The sequence below is a fragment of the Salinicola socius genome (assembly GCF_001937195.1).
In the GTDB taxonomy this organism is placed as follows: Bacteria; Pseudomonadota; Gammaproteobacteria; order Pseudomonadales; family Halomonadaceae; genus Salinicola; species Salinicola socius.
The window spans coordinates 1-16,285 of record NZ_MSDO01000006.1 but is presented as its reverse complement, the minus strand read 5'-3'; the positions used below and the strand labels follow the sequence as shown (position 1 = coordinate 16,285).

At 62.5% G+C, this 16,285-nt stretch carries 14 protein-coding genes; 4 read left to right on the top strand and 10 right to left on the bottom strand.

Going from position 1 to position 16,285, the window contains the following annotated elements; genetic code table 11:
• Nucleotides 1-144: 144 nt before the first annotated feature.
• The 3 genes from holA to leuS form a co-directional block, all read right to left on the bottom strand.
• Nucleotides 145-1,203, bottom strand: coding sequence for a DNA polymerase III subunit delta (gene holA, locus BTW07_RS06325; RefSeq protein ID WP_075569333.1), 1,059 nt, complete (start codon nt 1,201-1,203; stop codon nt 145-147).
• Nucleotides 1,200-1,688, bottom strand: coding sequence for an LPS-assembly lipoprotein LptE (locus BTW07_RS06320; protein WP_075569332.1), 489 nt, complete (start codon nt 1,686-1,688; stop codon nt 1,200-1,202). The genes holA and BTW07_RS06320 overlap by 4 nt, the downstream gene beginning before the upstream one ends.
• Nucleotides 1,689-1,796: 108 nt before the next feature.
• Nucleotides 1,797-4,388: a leucine--tRNA ligase gene (gene leuS / locus BTW07_RS06315; protein WP_075569331.1), complete on the bottom strand. Its 2,592-nt coding sequence runs from the start codon at nt 4,386-4,388 to the stop codon at nt 1,797-1,799.
• Between the two features lie 195 nt (nt 4,389-4,583).
• Here leuS and BTW07_RS06310 point away from each other — a divergent pair, with 195 nt between their 5' ends.
• Complete coding sequence (locus tag BTW07_RS06310; protein ID WP_075569330.1) at nt 4,584-5,126, top strand: zinc ribbon-containing protein; 543 nt, start codon at nt 4,584-4,586, stop codon at nt 5,124-5,126.
• Nucleotides 5,127-5,218: 92 nt separating this feature from the next.
• Here BTW07_RS06310 and BTW07_RS06305 read toward each other — a convergent pair whose 3' ends face one another.
• From BTW07_RS06305 to miaB, 7 genes are all read right to left on the bottom strand, one after another.
• Complete coding sequence (locus BTW07_RS06305) at nt 5,219-6,589, bottom strand: MFS transporter (protein WP_075569329.1); 1,371 nt, start codon at nt 6,587-6,589, stop codon at nt 5,219-5,221.
• A 127-nt stretch (nt 6,590-6,716) separates the two neighbouring features.
• Nucleotides 6,717-8,090: a 2-oxoadipate dioxygenase/decarboxylase HglS gene (hglS, locus tag BTW07_RS06300; protein WP_075569328.1), complete on the bottom strand. Its 1,374-nt coding sequence runs from the start codon at nt 8,088-8,090 to the stop codon at nt 6,717-6,719.
• A 191-nt stretch (nt 8,091-8,281) separates the two neighbouring features.
• Nucleotides 8,282-9,769 carry an apolipoprotein N-acyltransferase gene (gene lnt, locus BTW07_RS06295; RefSeq protein WP_075569327.1) on the bottom strand — a complete coding sequence of 496 codons (1,488 nt, stop codon included), beginning with the start codon at nt 9,767-9,769 and terminating at the stop codon, nt 8,282-8,284.
• A 98-nt stretch (nt 9,770-9,867) separates the two neighbouring features.
• Nucleotides 9,868-10,761: an HlyC/CorC family transporter gene (locus BTW07_RS06290; RefSeq protein ID WP_075569326.1), complete on the bottom strand. Its 894-nt coding sequence runs from the start codon at nt 10,759-10,761 to the stop codon at nt 9,868-9,870.
• Between the two features lie 291 nt (nt 10,762-11,052).
• Nucleotides 11,053-11,538, bottom strand: a complete 486-nt coding sequence (gene ybeY, locus BTW07_RS06285; protein ID WP_075569325.1) for an rRNA maturation RNase YbeY — start codon at nt 11,536-11,538, stop codon at nt 11,053-11,055.
• Nucleotides 11,535-12,539: a PhoH family protein gene (locus BTW07_RS06280; RefSeq protein WP_083941596.1), complete on the bottom strand. Its 1,005-nt coding sequence runs from the start codon at nt 12,537-12,539 to the stop codon at nt 11,535-11,537. The genes ybeY and BTW07_RS06280 overlap by 4 nt, the downstream gene beginning before the upstream one ends.
• A 235-nt stretch (nt 12,540-12,774) precedes the next feature.
• The gene (gene miaB / locus BTW07_RS06275; RefSeq protein ID WP_075569323.1) at nt 12,775-14,124 is read right to left on the bottom strand and encodes a tRNA (N6-isopentenyl adenosine(37)-C2)-methylthiotransferase MiaB; all 1,350 of its coding nucleotides are present in this window, start codon (nt 14,122-14,124) and stop codon (nt 12,775-12,777) included.
• A gap of 263 nt (nt 14,125-14,387) precedes the next feature.
• Between miaB and BTW07_RS06270 the strand changes: the two genes are divergently transcribed.
• The 3 genes from BTW07_RS06270 (at nt 14,388) to BTW07_RS06260 (ending at nt 16,254) form a co-directional block, all read left to right on the top strand.
• Nucleotides 14,388-14,717 (top strand): DUF1820 family protein, encoded by a 330-nt coding sequence (locus BTW07_RS06270; RefSeq protein WP_075569322.1) that lies wholly within the window; start codon nt 14,388-14,390, stop codon nt 14,715-14,717.
• Between the two features lie 270 nt (nt 14,718-14,987).
• Nucleotides 14,988-15,605, top strand: coding sequence for a TIGR04211 family SH3 domain-containing protein (locus BTW07_RS06265; RefSeq protein ID WP_075569321.1), 618 nt, complete (start codon nt 14,988-14,990; stop codon nt 15,603-15,605).
• A gap of 16 nt (nt 15,606-15,621) precedes the next feature.
• Complete coding sequence (locus BTW07_RS06260; RefSeq protein WP_075569320.1) at nt 15,622-16,254, top strand: thiopurine S-methyltransferase; 633 nt, start codon at nt 15,622-15,624, stop codon at nt 16,252-16,254.
• Nucleotides 16,255-16,285: the final 31 nt, after the last annotated feature.

The window sequence follows — 16,285 nt, the reverse complement described above, 5'->3', positions numbered from 1 at the left end:
CTATGAGCCTGCCGGCGCCTCCAGCGAGCGCTATGCGCAACCGCGGAAGCCAATCGGAACCACGAGCGCGATGGGAGACGATACGCATCGAACGGCCCGACAAAGATCGAACGGCACGATAGAGGTCAGGCGTTGCGATAGACGTCAGGCGGAGCGATAGGCATGCGGCATTTCGGCGAGGATACCGCGACCGCCGGCGAGAGTGAGGGCCAGGTCCTGGAGACAGTCCCAGACGGGCAGGGCGATGGCCCCCTTGATGGCGAGATCGATACGCTGGGAGAACATGAGCAGCTTGTGCAGGCGGCGCTGGGGAAGACGCTTGAGCGCTTGCTGATAGCCGGGACGGCGCTTCTCCGGAATCATCGGTCGCTGCGCCTTGCAGGCGTGCTCCAGGCTCTGGCCCTGATCGAGATGCTGGAAAATCGATAGCAGGGTGCGCAGCTCACGGGTCAGTGCCCACAGGATGATCGGCGCTTCGACGCCCTCCTGACGCAGGCCACGCACGATTCGGACGACGCGATCACGCTCGCCTTTCAGGCAGGCATCGGCGAGCGTGAAGACATCGTAACGGGCACTGCTTTCGACGCCGCTGGCAATCGCTTCGACATCGAGGCGCGCATTGGGTGGCAACAGCAACGCCAGCTTCTGCAATTCCTGATCGGCTGCCAACAGGTTGCCCTCGGTGCGCTCGCCGAGAAGGCGGGCCGCTTCCATATCCATCGTGAAGCCGTAGCGGTTGGCCCGGTCGCGCATCCAGAACCCCAGCCGCTGATGGTCAACCGGCCACACCGGAACGAAAAGCCCCAGCTTGTCCAGGGTCTTGAACCATTTGCTGGATTGCGCCTTGCGATCCAGGCGCTGGCTCGACAGCAGCAGCACATTGTCGCTATCGCCGGCCTGTTGCGCGTATGCTTCGAGCGCCTTGCTCCCTTCCTGGCCGGGAGACTGGCTACCCAGGCGAACTTCGATCAGCTTGCTCGACGCGAACAGCGACAGGCTGGAGGCGGATTCCAGCAGTTGCGTCCATTGGAAGCCGGATTCGACGTGCATGACCTCGCGTTCTTCGATCCCGCGTTCGCGGGCGACGCGCCGAACGGCATCGCAAGCCTCCAGATGGATCAGCGGTTCATCGCCGGCCACCATCACCACCGGCGGCAGACGCTTCTTGAGCGAGTCTTCCAGCTTGTCGGGAAATACCTTCATGGTGTCTCGAGCGCGTCCAGCCGGTCGATCAACTGGGTCGCCGCGTCCCGGCGCAGCTGTCTGGCAGCCTCCTTGCGCACCTCTTCGCTGGAATAGATGTCGTCGGTCGAGAGCAGTACCGTCGTCGACGTTTCCAACTGCTGCTGGTTCAGCAAATAGGCGCTGTCGGATACGCGTTGAACGGAGAAGGGGGCGGTCAGCGTGATCCGGGTCTCGCGGCTGCCGGAGTCGGATCGCGTCAGTCGATTCTCGCTGATTTTCTCGTCACCCAGATTGAGTCGAAGATCGGCATCCTCGGTGACGGCCGTGCCGGCGCTCTCCAGCGATCGGCGAACTTCCTCGCTGAACGGAGAGACGTTGGCGCTGAGGCTCAGTTCAGAGATACCCAGTGTCGGTTGATCCAGGCCACGGAGCTGAAAGCCGCAGCCGGTCAGCGCGGTCAGCGACACGGCCACCAGGCCGGCCACAACGGTGCGACGCATCATGAAAAGCTCCTTCTGACATGACGGCACTGCCTGGCAGTGCCGATGGGTGCCCAGTATCGATGCTATCGACTGCAACGATTCGACTGCGATCGTTCAGTCGGCAAGCGTTCAGTTGGCGACGATGTTGACCAGTTTCCCGGGAACGACGATGACCTTGCGCACGTTCTTGCCGTCGATATGTCGCTGCACGTTGTCTTCCGCCAGGGCGAGAGATTCCACCGTGGCCTTGTCGGCCTCCGCCGGCACTTCCAGACGGGCCCGCAGCTTGCCATTGACCTGTACCACCAGTTCGACACTGGCCCTGATCAGCGCTTGGGTATCCACCGTCGGCCAGCTTGCATCGATGACCGGCGTCTGATGACCCAGCGATTGCCACAGCGCGTGACCGACGTGCGGCGTGATCGGCGCCAGCAGCAGCACGCAGGCTTCGATAGCCTCGCGACTGACGGCAAGACCCTGCGGTGACGTGTCGTCGAAACGGCCCAGCGCGTTGGTCAGCTCCATCACCGCCGCGATCGCGGTATTGAACGTGGTGCGACGGCCGATGTCGTCACCGGCCTTGGCGATGGTTTCGTGGGTCTTGCGGCGAAGATCCTTCTGAATGTCGTCGAGACTACTCACATCAAGCGCCGGCGGCGTTCCCGCCGCCACATGGTCGGCAACCAGCTTCCACAGCCGCTTGAGGAAGCGGTGCGAGCCTTCGACGCCGGAATCCGACCACTCCAGAGACTGTTCCGGCGGGGCGGCGAACATCACGAAAAGACGCACGGTATCCGCACCGAAGCGATCGATCATCGCCTGCGGGTCGACGCCGTTGTTCTTCGACTTGGACATCTTTTCGATGCCGCCCATCTCGACCGGCTGGCCGTCGCTCGCCAATCGGGCGCTGGTCGGGCGGCCCTTGTCGTCACGCTCGACTTCCACGTCGGCTGGGTTGAACCACGCCTTGCCGCCGTTGGTTTCTTCGCGATAGAAGGTTTCGGCGATTACCATGCCCTGAGTGAGCAGTCGCTGGAACGGCTCGTCGCTATTGACCAGACCTTCGTCGCGCATCAGCTTGTGAAAGAAACGGGCATAGAGCAGATGCAGGATCGCGTGTTCGATACCGCCGATGTAGAGATCCACCGGCAGCCAGTAGTCGGCGCGGTCGTCGAGCATCGCTTCCGGGTTGTCGGCACAGCAGAAGCGGGCGTAGTACCAGGACGATTCCATGAAGGTATCGAAGGTGTCGGTTTCTCGCGTCCAGCCGTCGCCCAGATCGTAGAAGGATGGCATCTTCTTGAGCGGCGAGCCCGACGCGTCGACCTCGACTTCCATCGGCAACGCGACCGGCAATTCGTCGTCGGTGAGGGGAACGGTCTGGCCTTCCGGGCCGTACTTGACCGGAATCGGCGCGCCCCAGTAGCGCTGGCGGGCGACGCCCCAGTCACGCAGGCGATAGTGGGTCTTGGTCTTGCCGAGGCCTCGGGACTCGAGCTCGGCAGCGATGGCATCGAACGCGGCATCGAATTCGAGACCGTCGAACTCGCCCGAGTGAATCAGCTTGCCGTGATCGACATAGGCACTGGCGGAGAGGTCCGGCACGTTGCCCTCGGCGTCGGCGATGACCGCCTGAATCGGAAGCTCGTACTTGGTAGCGAACTCCCAGTCGCGCTGGTCGTGTGCGGGCACGGCCATGACGGCGCCGGTGCCGTACTCCATCAGCACGAAATTGGCGACGAAGATCGGCACTTCCTGGCCGGTCAGCGGATGAAGCGCGCGATAACCGGTGTCGCGACCCCGTTTTTCCATGGTCGCGAGCTCGGCTTCGGAGTTGCCACCTTGCTGACATTCGATCAGGAATTCGGCCATGGCCGGATCCTGCTCGGCGGCCTTTCTGGCCAGCGGATGGCCGGCAGCCACAGCGACGTAGGTGACGCCGAAAAGGGTATCGGGGCGGGTGGTATAGACCTCGAGCCGCTCAGGCTGATCGTCGCCGTCGCCGTCCCCGGCCTTGACGGCAAAGCTCAGCTCGACGCCGCGAGACTTGCCGATCCAGTTGCGCTGCATGGTCTTGACCTGCTCGGGCCATTCCACCTTGTCGAGGTCGGCCAGCAGCTCATCGGCATAGTCGGTGATCTTCAGAAACCACAGCGGAATCTCCTTGCGCTCGACACGGGCGCCGGAGCGCCAGCCACGGCCGTCGATGACCTGTTCGTTGGCGAGCACGGTCTGATCGACAGGGTCCCAGTTGACCGTCGACATCTTCTTGTAGACGACGCCTTTCTCGACCAGCTTGGCGAAGAACCACTGCTCCCACCGGTAGTAGTCGACATCGCAGGTCGCGAACTCACGACTCCAGTCGTAGGCGAAGCCGAGTGACTTGAGCTGGCCGCGCATGGTATCGATGTTTTCGTAGGTCCACTTGCCGGGTGCCACGCGGTTCTTGATGGCGGCATTTTCGGCCGGCATTCCGAAAGCGTCCCACCCCATTGGCTGCAGCACGTTCTTGCCCTGCATGCGCTGGAAACGGGTCACCACGTCGCCGATGGTGTAGTTGCGCACGTGACCCATATGCAGCTTGCCGCTGGGATAGGGGAACATCGACAGGCAATAGAACTTCTCGCGCGTCGCATCCTCGACGGCCTTGAAGCTCTGGTTCTGGTTCCAGTATTGCTGTGCGGCGTTTTCAATCGCTTGCGGGTTGTACTGTGCGTCCATCGGTTTGGTCAGGCACCTTGCGTTCGGCGTGTGGGAGCGCCAGAGTCCCCGCGAAAAGCTATACTCATGGCAGACGAAAAGAGCGGGGCCGGCTTGATTTTCAGGGCCACAAGCATACCCCAGACCCATCGTCGCAAGTAAGAGCCTGGCATCAAGGCCGGGTGAATCGATCCGCAGCAGAAAAAGGGGATAGCCATGGATGAGCAACAGTCACGACCCGAGGCGCGTTCCCGTCTCAGCGAAGCCTATGAACGCATTCTGACCCGTTTGAAGGACGGCGGCGGGGAGCTCTCCTGGGACAGCTTCCAGCACGAACTCGACGAAGCCGTAGCGTTCGAGGCCGAGTTCGAGGAGTTCACCAAAGATGAGATGGCGTTGCTGCGGGCCTGGGTCGAGCGCGACATGCGCGACTTTCGCCAGTTTCTCGCCAAGGGCGGCGAGGGTGTCGCGTCCTGGCTGGGGATCGATCTCGACGTGCTCTCGCGCCGAGTCAGCGAAGCGCTGTTCTCGATCGCCGATCGCACTACCATCGACCGTGATCGCTTCGAAGACGATCTCGAAGCCGCGCGTGCCGACTATACGGCCGGGGAAGTGGCCCTGCCGGGCCGGATGAGCTGCGTTCACTGCGGGGCGGGCGTATTGCTCGAGCAGGTCGCGCGACTCGATGCCTGCCATGCGTGCGGACACCGCTACTTCCAGCGTGACTCCGATGCCCCCCGGCCTGATCCCCGGTCCTGAGCGGGCGATCGACGTCTTCGACCGACGGGCCTCGGCCCGTCGGTCGTATCGGCGGAAGCCAATTCAGGCGACGGATCACGTCGTGGCGCGGTTCAGGTCGCGGGTTGGGCGAGAGGTTTCGGTGCGCGTTGCCATTCGGACTCGTCGGCATCCAGCGCCCGGTGCGATGACTCCGGCAGGCGTAGACCGCCCCACATCGCCAGTAGCGTGATCGCGATCAAGTAGATCGCTGGCGACAGGTTATTGCCGGTGCGCTCGATCAACCAGGTCGCGACCAGCGGTGCCGTTCCGCCGAAGATCGTGTAGGAGACGTTGTAGCAAAGCGCCGAGGCGGTATAACGCACGCGCGTCGGAAACTGCTCCGACAACAAAACGGCCGTCACCACGCCGCAGATCACCGCGCCTACCGCCATCAGCATCGCGCCGATCAGCGATGCCCACCATTCGCCGCTACCGGCCAGCGTGTAAGCAGGGAAGACTGCCACGATGAGGCAGATTCCCGCGGTCAGTATCGTCTTGCGGCGTCCGACCCGGTCGGTATAACGGCCCACGAACGGACACAGCGCGGCCGCGAACAGCAGCGCGCCGAGGCTGGCCAGCAGCGCGGTGGGACGTGAGGCGTGCCCCACGACCTGCATGTAGGTCGTGAAGTAGGTGGTAAACATGTAGAACGACAGTGCCGTGACCGAAATGAACGCGCTAAGACTGACGATGGTTGCAGCGTGCAGACGGACAGTTTCCTTCAGCGGTGCCTGCGGCACGGCATGTTGCGCCTTCAAGGCGCGGAAGGCGGGAGACTCGTCCAGACGCAGGCGCATGTAAAGGCCGACCAGCCCCAATGGTGCAGCGACCAGAAAGGGGATCCGCCAGCCCCAGGCATTCAACGCCTCATCGGTCAGCAGGGCGCTGATGATGAAAGTCAGTGCCGCCGCGGTGGCGAAAGCCAGAAAGGTCGAAACCGGGACGAAACTCCCGTAGCGGGCCTTGCGGCGGGTTGGCGCGTGTTCCATCACGAAGGCGCAGGCGCCGGCATACTCACCGCCAGCGGAGAAGCCCTGAACGCAACGGGCGAGCGCCAACGCCAGCGGCGCGAACAGTCCGACGCTGGCATAGGTCGGCAGCACGCCGATCAGTGTCGTCGCGCCGGCCATCAGCAGCACGGTGATCGCCAGTACGCGCTTGCGCCCGATTCTGTCGCCGAGCATGCCGAAGAAAACGCCGCCCAGCGGGCGAAGGGCAAACGAGACCGCGAATACCGCAAACGTCTGCAGCAACGCCAGTGAATCGTCGCCCGGAGGAAAGAAATGCTGCGAGAGGATCACGGCCAGAAAGCCGTAGACGGCGAAATCGAACCACTCGACGAAGTTCCCGATCGCCGAAGCCGCGATCACCTTGCGTAACGTCGGAAGATCGACATCACTCGGGGCCGAAGCGGTCGCATTGTTATTGTTGACCGAAGCCATTGCCTGTCTCCATGGGTTTTCGAGAGGGAAGCTCTCAGACTATGGTGACGGGCGATGGGCTATCGCCATTCAGGCGACGACAACTGTTCTGGCCGCGACTTTCAACGAATCGATACGGTGGCTTCTTTCAGCCATCGAGCCCCAATTGCTGACGCACTCGTGTCAGCGAATCTTCCTGCAGTCGGCTGTACAGCTCGAATTCGTCATGGACCGGCCGGCCGAGGGCGAGTTCGAAAGCGCCCTGATTGGACTCGCTGGCATAGGCTTGGTGCTGGGCATCGCCGAGGTTCGACTGGAAGATGCCTGCGGCGCTGACCGGCAGAAAATCCTCGTAGGTGATCGGCGTGGCATCGATCCAGTCAGCCTCCATGGCATCGTCGAGCGAGGCCGGCGCCGTCTCCCCGCCGGCCAGCCGCTGACGACCGTTCTCGCTGATCCGATAGCGGAAATAGGCGAGCGCCTCACGTCGAAGCGTTGGCAGGTCGTCGGGAAACGCGGCGAAACACTCGCTCAGCTGGCGCTGATGGGAGAGGTTGTCGCTGGCGGTCGGCGCCTGACGGGATCGGGTCAGTAGCTCGTCGTACAGCGCTCGTCCCTTGGCTGTCAGCGCGACGCCACGCTGCTCGATCTCGCCGAAACGGGCGGTGTGAGTGCCGCCGTCGCTGTCGGCGAAGCGCACGGATTCTTCCAGCGCCTTGAAACTGGTCTGGCGCAGCAGGATGGGCCATTCGCGTCGGGGCGGCCCTTCGATGACCGCCTTGGGCGTGATGCCGTAGTCGGGCATTGCGGCCTGAGCCGCGTCGATATCCAGCGTACGCGGGGTGAGATGGTTGATATGCGGGCCGCGGAAGCAGACCACGTCCGCCACGAGGCGGTGCGCGTCGTGCAGCGCCTGGTAGGTTTCGTGATCGACGGTTGCGTCGCGATGCCAGCGGAAGGTTTCCAGAATTTCGGTCACGAACCGCTCGGCCTGGTCGCTATCGAAACCGCCCTGACGCTCGCCGATCGCGACCAGCGCTCTCGCACCGGACGTGAAGATATCGCGCTCGGCCAGAATGGCAGCTGCCTGGCGGCGCAAGGCGTCTTCCTCGATCAGCTCCAGACGTAGCAGCGAGGTGAACACTCGGAACGGGTTGCGCTTGAGCGAGTTTTCATCGATCGGTCGAAAGGCGGTGGAGTGAACGGGAACGCCAGCCTCCGACAGATCGTAATAGCTCACCGGAAACATGCCCATCAGCGCAAAGACGCGTCTCAGCATCGACAGCTCTTCGGTGGTGCCGACGCGAATCGCGCCGTGGCGCTCGACGTCCAGACGCGACGTCTCGTCGTGGGCGCTCAACCGGTCGGCCAGCGCCGGATCCGCCTCGAGCGTGGCGCGGTTGATATTGGCGACCAGCTCGAGCAGATCGCCATATTGCGGCACCTCCTGGCGATACATGTCGGACATGGCTTGCGAGAAGGCGCTGCGGATATCGTCGGGGGAGACCAGTGGCAGTGTCATGACACGCTCGATGACCGGAAATGAAGACCTCCATCCAACGCTATCGGTTGTCTGGAGGCAAGTCCCGCACGCTGGCTTGGAACCAATCGATAAACGCGCGTCGCATATCCGGAATTCGTCGGTCGCCCCAGAGGAGGCGGCCACGCCTCAGGCACTCGATGGCCTGGGGTGTGGCGGCGTGGAGCGGTCGCTTATCGAGACCGATGGGCCTTTCTCACCACCGCCGGGGCCAGCAGCAACAACGATAGCAGCCAGGTCGGCCAGCTGCCGATGCGCGTGAACGGCGTCAGCCCGGTCATCGGCACGACGTCGCCGACGACGCTGACGGTCTCGAACTGTGGGCCCCGTTCCTGCAGCCGTCCTTGATCGTCGATGATCGCGGTGACGCCGTTGCTGGTGGCACGAACGACGTAGCGTCCATTTTCGAGGGCGCGTAACCGGGCCATCTGCAGATGCTGCAGCGGTCCGATCGAGCGACCGAACCAGGTGTCGTTGGAAACCGTCAGCAGCACATTGGCGTCGCGGGCGCGCTCGGCAACCAGGTCGGGATAGACGATCTCGTAGCAGATGGCGCTGCCGATGGCGATGCCATGGGTCAGGATTGGCGGCTGGGAGTCGGCACCGGCAGTAAAGTCAGACATCGGCAGGTTGAAGAAGTCGATGATCCCGCGCAGCAGGAAATCCAGCGGCAGGAATTCGCCGAATGGCACCAGATGACTCTTGCGGTACTCGCCGCGAACATCGCCGACGCCGGTAATCGCGTTGTAGTAGCGTCCGGCTTCGTCACGCTGGACGATACCGGTCAGCAGCGACGTCTCCGGAGGCAGCGTCGACTGCAGGCGCGCCATGAACGGTCGAGCCTCTCTCTCGAACATCGGCAGCGCGGTTTCCGGCCACAAGATGACGTCGACGTCGTCGGGCAGTTGACGCGTCATCCGGCTGTAGGTGTTGACGGCGTTGCGCTGCCCCTCGGCGCTCCATTTGGAGAGCTGGGGCAGGTTGCCTTGCAGCAGTGCCATGCGCACTGGATCGGCAGCCTGCGTCGTCCAGTGGTTGGGCAGGGCCAGCGGCACCAGCCACAGCAGGGCGATGGGGGCGATGGCCCACCAGCGTCGACGACAGAGTTCGACCAGAAGCGTGCCGCTGAGCGCGACGATCAATGACAGCAGGTAGACGCCGCCGATCGGCGCCCAGGGTGCCAGCGGCGAGTCGACCTGCGCGCTGCCCAGCAGCAGCCAGGGAAAACCGGTGAATGCCCAGCTGCGAAGAGCCTCACCCAGCACCCACACGCCAGCGAAGCTGAGAAACGCCAGGCGCGGTGAAGTGAATCGTCGGTAGAGGCCGAAAACCAGCGCGGGAAACAGGGACAGCGTGCCGACGAACAGCGCGGTCAGGAACAGTGCCAGCGGTACACCGGTGTAACCGTAGTCGTGGATCGAGACGTAGACCCAGGACGTGCCGCTACCGAAAAGCCCGACCCCGAACAGCCATCCGCGCAGGGCAGTCTGACCGACGCTCAATCGGTGGTGGCCGAGATACATCAGGGCCACGGCGATCGGACCCAGCCACCATAAGTGGAAGGGGGCGAAGGTGAGCGTGGAGAACCCGCCGGCGAGCAGTGCAGCGAGATAACCCGGCCAGGGTCGGCGGTCGGAAATCAACGGCTTGGCTTGCGGCATGTCAGGGGCACTCCTTGCGAAAAGTGCCCTTATATCAAAGTTGCTGCGGGAATGCGCTGGTGTCATGGCACCAGCGCGGGGGAAGCATCGTCAGGGGATCAGCTCTCGATGCGTCGTGGCGACTCCGTTTCGACCTCGGCCGGTACCGGTTTGGCCTGCAGCAGACGAATGCGGCGATTGTCGGCGTTGAGCACGGTGAAGCGCCATTGGCCGAGATCGGTATACTCGTTGCGGCCGGGTAGATGGCCGAAACGTTGCATGATCAGGCCGCCGACGGTGTCGAACTCGTCGTCGGAGAATTCGGTATCGAAGTGTTCGTTGAAATCCTCGATCGGCGTCAGCGCCCGTACGGCGTAAGTGCCGTCGCCCATGTTGCGAATGTCCTCTTCCTCGTCGGTATCATGCTCGTCTTCGATATCGCCGACGATCTGCTCGAGGATATCCTCGATGGTGACGATACCGGCGGTCCCTCCATACTCGTCGACCACGATCGCCATGTGGTTATGCGTATCGCGAAACTCCTTGAGCAGACTGTTGAGGCGCTTGGACTCGGGAACGAACATCGCCGGACGCAGCACCTCGCGCAGTTCGAACGTCTCGCGCTCATCGGTATTGTCCTTGAGCAGCGGCAGCAGATCCTTGACCAGCAGGATGCCCAGCACGTCATCGAGGTTGTCGTCGATGACCGGGTAGCGCGAGTGGGCGGTCTCCAGAATGATCGGCAGGCAATCTTCCGGGCGCTGCGCCACGCTGATGGCGGTGACCTGGGAGCGGGGAATCATCACCTCGCGCACCTGCTGATCGCTGATCTGGAACGCGCCTTCGATGATGGTCAGCGCATCCTGATCGAGATTGAGCCGAGGGCCGGCCTCGCGCAGGAAGGTGAGTAGCTCCTCGCGGGAGCTGGGTTCATCGAAATCGCTAGAGAAGGTACTGATGAGTTTTTCAAGCCAGGAACGACTGCTCTGGCTACTCGATCGGTCTTCGCTCATGACTGTGGTCTCTTGTCCTCGGATGACGCACGGAAAGGGGAAACGATACTGCGGGGGCGTAGCAAACGAAAGCATGGCCACGCCGAACTCGGCGCGCGCCCGATGTTGGCGCGTGCTGAATCGATGATCGTTATCCAAAGGGGGCCGTCCGCGATCCGGAGGCGGCCAGGCGGAGGCTCGTCGGGCGGTTCGGCCGGCAAGCCAGGGGTCTCGCTGGATCCTTCCCACATCAGGCGGGAAGATCGGGTCGGTGTCGGCATGGTGCTGAGTATTGGCGCTTCGCGTCGAGGTCTAGGCATCGGATTCCGGGTCGACCAGGCGATACGGGTCCGCAATGCCAAATTGAGTGAGCAGGGTTCTTTCCAGCGACTCCATCTGCTCGGCTTCCTGATCATCTATATGGTCATAGCCGAGTAAATGCAAGCAGCCGTGTATTACCAGATGGGCGTAGTGATCGTGGGTCGACTTGCGCTGTTCCCGTGCTTCATCCACCACGATGTCGTGACAGATCACCAGGTCACCGAGCAGGGGCAGCTCGAGCCCGGGCGGCGTCTCGAACGGAAAGGAGAGCACGTTGGTCGGCTTGTCCTTGCCGCGATAATCGCGGTTGAGCTGTCGACTCTCTTCGCGCTCGACGAAGCGGATCGTCAATTCATGACGTGCGTCACCTTCACGCTCGAGCACCGCGCCGACCCAGGCTTCCAGGTCCGCCCGCGTTGGCAGCGCGACTTCGGCCGCGGCGCTGATGACGACCTGGCGATCGATCTCGGGGCTCATGAGTCGTCGCGGTCCCGATGGGGTTCGGCATCGAGCCGCGCCTGGCGACGATCTTCCCGGCGTTGACGCTGGGCGCCTTCCTCGGTCGCCTCGTGAATGTCGTAGGCTTCGATGATGCGCTGCACCAGCGGATGCCGAACGACGTCCTTGGGCGCGAACTGCGTGATCCCGATGCCCGCGGTATCGCGCAGCACCTCGAGCACGTGGATCAGTCCCGAACTCGAGCCTCGCGGCAGATCGACCTGGGTCGCATCGCCGGTGATCACGGCGGTCGAACCGAAGCCGATCCGGGTCAGAAACATCTTCATCTGCTCGCGGGTGGTGTTCTGGCTCTCGTCGAGAATGATGAAGGCATTGTTGAGCGTTCGGCCACGCATGTAGGCCAGCGGCGCGATCTCGATGATCTGTCGCTCGATCAACTTGTTGACGTGCTCGAAGCCCAGCATTTCGTAGAGGGCGTCGTAAAGCGGGCGCAGGTAGGGATCGATCTTCTGCGCCAGATCGCCCGGCAGGAAGCCGAGCTTCTCGCCAGCCTCTACCGCCGGACGCACCAGCAGAATACGTCTGACTTCCTGGCGATTGAGCGCTTCGACCGCCGCCGCCACCGCCAGATACGTCTTGCCGGTGCCCGCGGGGCCGATACCGAAATTGATGTCGTGGCGACGAATGCTGGCGACATACCCCTGCTGATTGAAACCCCGGGGTTTGACCAGCGTTCGCGGGGTCCGGATGAGCAGACCGCCAGCTTCGATGTCGCCGGTCTCCTCCTCCAGCGCCTCGACGCCCGACTCCTGCAGATAGAGATGCACCGTGTCCGGTGTCAGCTCGTCGGCTTCGGTTTCGCGGTAGAGATGCTCGAGCACGTTCGCCGCCGCCTTGACGCTGGCGTCCGGCCCGGCCATCTGGAAGACATTGCCACGATTGCGCAGCGTGACGTCCAGGCGCGCCTCGACCAGCTTCAGGTGTTCGTCGCGTTGACCACAGAGATTGGCCAGCCGCATGGGATCGTTGGGTTCGAGTGTCAGAGACACGACGCGATTGTCAGACTGTTGGTCTTGGGTCAACGCAAAGAGATCCGTTCGGTTGAAATAAGTTGATTTGGAAAAAGATGCGATCTTGAAAAGCTGTCACCAGCTTACTGCGCCGCTTCCTGCCGGAGCAATGATCAGGGTTAATCCTGTTCGGGGCCGGCAGGAAGCGGTGCATCGACCTTAGATGAGGTCGATCGAGGCTAACTCAATGGCGCTCGGCGGATATCAGTTCGCCGCGCAGCGAATTGGGTAGCGCTTCGGTGATGGTGACGTCGACGAAATAGCCGATCAGCGAGGTCGGATCGTCGGCCCGGAAATTGACCACGCGGTTGTTTTCGGTCCGCCCGGACAGCTGCGCCGGATCCCTGGGTGAAAATCCGGTGACCAGAATCCGCTCCCGATTCCCCACCATGCGGCGGCTGATCTGCAGCGTCTGTTGATTGAGTCGATCCTGCAGGAGGGCCAGGCGCTGCTTCTTGGTCTCTGCCGAGATGTCGTCCGGCAGGCCGGAGGCCGGCGTGCCGGGGCGCTTCGAATAGATGAAGCTGAAAGAAGCATCGAAGCCGATGCGCTGGATCAGGTCCATGGTGTCTTCGAAGTCGGCGTCGGTCTCCCCGGGAAAACCGATGATGAAGTCCGAGGAGAAGCTGATGTCCGGACGCAGGGCGCGGATGCGCTCGAGCTTGTCGATGTACATGTCGCGGCCATGGCCACGCTTCATGGCGGCTAGGATGCGGTCCGAGCCGGACTGGACCGGCAGATGCAGGTGGCTGACCAGCTCGGGTATCTCGCCATAGGCTTCGATCAGGCTGTCGGTGAACTCGACCGGATGCGAGGTGGTGAAGCGGATGCGATCGATACCGTCTACAGCCGCCACGCAAGCGATCAGTTCCGCCAGATCGATCTCATCCCCGCTCTCGTCCAGACCGCGATACGCGTTGACGTTCTGGCCCAGCAGGTTGATCTCGCGCACGCCCTGTTCGGCCAGATGCACGATCTCTTCCATCACCGATTCGAAAGGTCGCGACACCTCTTCGCCCCGGGTGTAGGGCACGACGCAGAAAGTGCAGTACTTGGAACAGCCCTCCATCACCGAGACGAACGCGGTCGCGCCATCGGATTTGGGCTTGGGCAGATGGTCGAACTTCTCGATCTCGGGGAACGTCACATCCACCGTCTGGATCGGTGACGCGCTCTTGCTGCGGGCGTCCAGCATGGTGGGGAGTCGGTGCAGGGTCTGCGGGCCGAACACCATATCGACGTGAGGCGCGCGCTTGCGGATGTTCTCGCCTTCCTGGCTGGCGACGCAGCCGCCGACGCCGATGACCAGATCCGGTTTCGCGGCCTTCAGCTTTTTCCAACGGCCGAGCTGGTGAAACACCTTTTCCTGCGCCTTCTCGCGAATCGAGCAGGTATTGAGCAGGATGACATCGGCTTCACTCTCGTTGTCGGTCAGTTCCAGACGATGAGATTCACCGAGCAGATCCGCGATACGGCCGGAGTCGTACTCGTTCATCTGACAGCCGTGGGTCTTGATGAAGAGCTTTTTCGTCATAGATTGCGTTGCTGCGACCATGCGCGCGTCACCGATGCCCCGTGGAGAAAAGAGAAGATGGAAACAGAAAGCGGCTGAGGCGGAGAGTGCGCCGTTAAAGCCATCTCGAAAACGCGGCATTATACGGGGGATGGCACGATACAGCCAACCCGCGCTGCTCGCATGGCGCGGTGGCTGTGGTAACCTTGCGCCTATTTGCCGCGCCAGGATCACGGGTGAGTCGCCCGACGATATGGCGATGATATCGAGAGAGCCGTTCATTTATGCCCAGCAAGCCGATCTATCGGGTAGTGTTCCACAATCAGGGCGAAGTCTGGGAACTCTACGCCAGAGAGATCTTTCAAAGCGATCTGTGGGGCTTCATCGAAGTCGAAGCGTTCGTGTTCGAGGATCAGTCCAAGGTGGTCGTCGATCCCGGTGCCGAGAAGCTTAGACGGACGTTCGATGGCGTCAATCGCAGTTATATTCCCTACAGTGCCATCGTGCGTATCGACGAGGTCGAACGCGGTGGCGTGGCAAAGGCGGTCAAGGCGGAGGGCAATGTCACCGAGTTCCCGCGCCCGATGGCCTGGCCGCCCCGGGATGATGGCTGAGACGACAGAGTTCCACGGATCGAGCCTGGAAAGGCGGATCCGGGATACCTCGCGTTGGTTAGATTTTCACCAATTTGTCGTCAATGCCGAGGCAGCCGGCGGATGGCACGATCGCTACGCAGGTTGTCCAAACGGTTATCCACAGAAAGTGTGGATGATTGATTCACCGGCTTCGCAGGAAGCGAGGCCGGTCTCATCGTCGCCCAATCCATCGTTACGTGAACAGCGTTACCCAACCGTTATCGACCAGCCACTTAAGATCACGACGATATGTTGAAAATTCGAAATGCAGTAGTGGGTTGCGCCCTGAGCGCGGCTCTGTTTTCCGCTTCCGCCGTGGCTCAGGATGGTCACTGGATCAGTGATTCGTTGACCACGTTCGTGCGCAGCGGCCCGACCGACGGTTATCGCATCGTCGGCACCCTCACCAGCGGTGACCCGGTCACGGTGCTGCAGACCCAGGGCGACTACACCCAGGTCCGCGGCCCCGAAGGCGACGAGGTGTGGGTCCAGTCCCAGTTCGTCCAGGATGAGCCCAGCGCCCAGCAGCAGCTGCCGGCATTGCAGAAGAAGGTCGATCAGTTGACCACGCGTCTCAACGGTATCGATGACGAGTGGAATCAGCGTGTCGCCGATATGCGCAGCGAGCTCGAGAGCCGTCAGGCTCAGGCCGACGATCTCCAGGCCACCAACAATCAGCTCAACCAGGCCTATTCGCAGGCGGAGAGCAAGATGCGTGAGATGCAGGCGCGTCTGGACACCCAGGAAGAAGATCTGCTGATGCGCTATTTCATGTATGGCGGCGGGGTCGCTGCCGCGGGCCTGATCGTCGGGCTGATCGTGCCGCATCTGCCACGTCGTCGGCGCAAGCGTGACCGCTGGTTCTGAGTCTCCGAGAAGCGTCATGACCACGACCGACTGGCTGCAGCGCTGGCAGCAGGGGCGCATCGGCTTTCATCGCGAGGCGGCCCATCCGGCGTTGCCGGCCCACTGGCAGCGGCTCGAGATCGAGGCCGGTGCCAAGATTCTGGTGCCGCTGTGTGGCAAGAGTCGTGACATGCGCTGGCTGGCCGAGCGCGGCCATCCAGTGCTGGGTGTCGAATTGTCGCCGCTGGCCGTGGACCAGTTCGTCGCGCAGCTCGATCAGCCGGCGCTGCGCTATCGTCAATCGGGCTTCGAATGCACTCGCCAGGGCAGTGTCGAGTTGTGGTGTGGCGACTTCTTCCATTTCCAGGTGGATCAGGCAGCGGAGCTCGCCGGCTTCTATGATCGTGCCGCCCTCATCGCGCTACCGCCGGCGACGCGTCAGCGCTACGCCCATCATCTGGCGCAGCTGCTGTTGCCGGGCACGCGAGGCCTGCTGGTGACGTTGACCCACCAGGATCCCGAGCGTGGCCCGCCGTTCAGCGTGAGTCATGAGGAGGTGGAGGCGTTGATGGCACCCAATTTCGAACTGAGTCTGCACGACGTATCCGCCGCCGAAGAGGGGCTGGTCGAAAGTGTCTGGGAGCTGACGAGAAGGGGCCCCGCGATCTAACTGATGTTGATGCGCCAACCGTTGAAGTGCC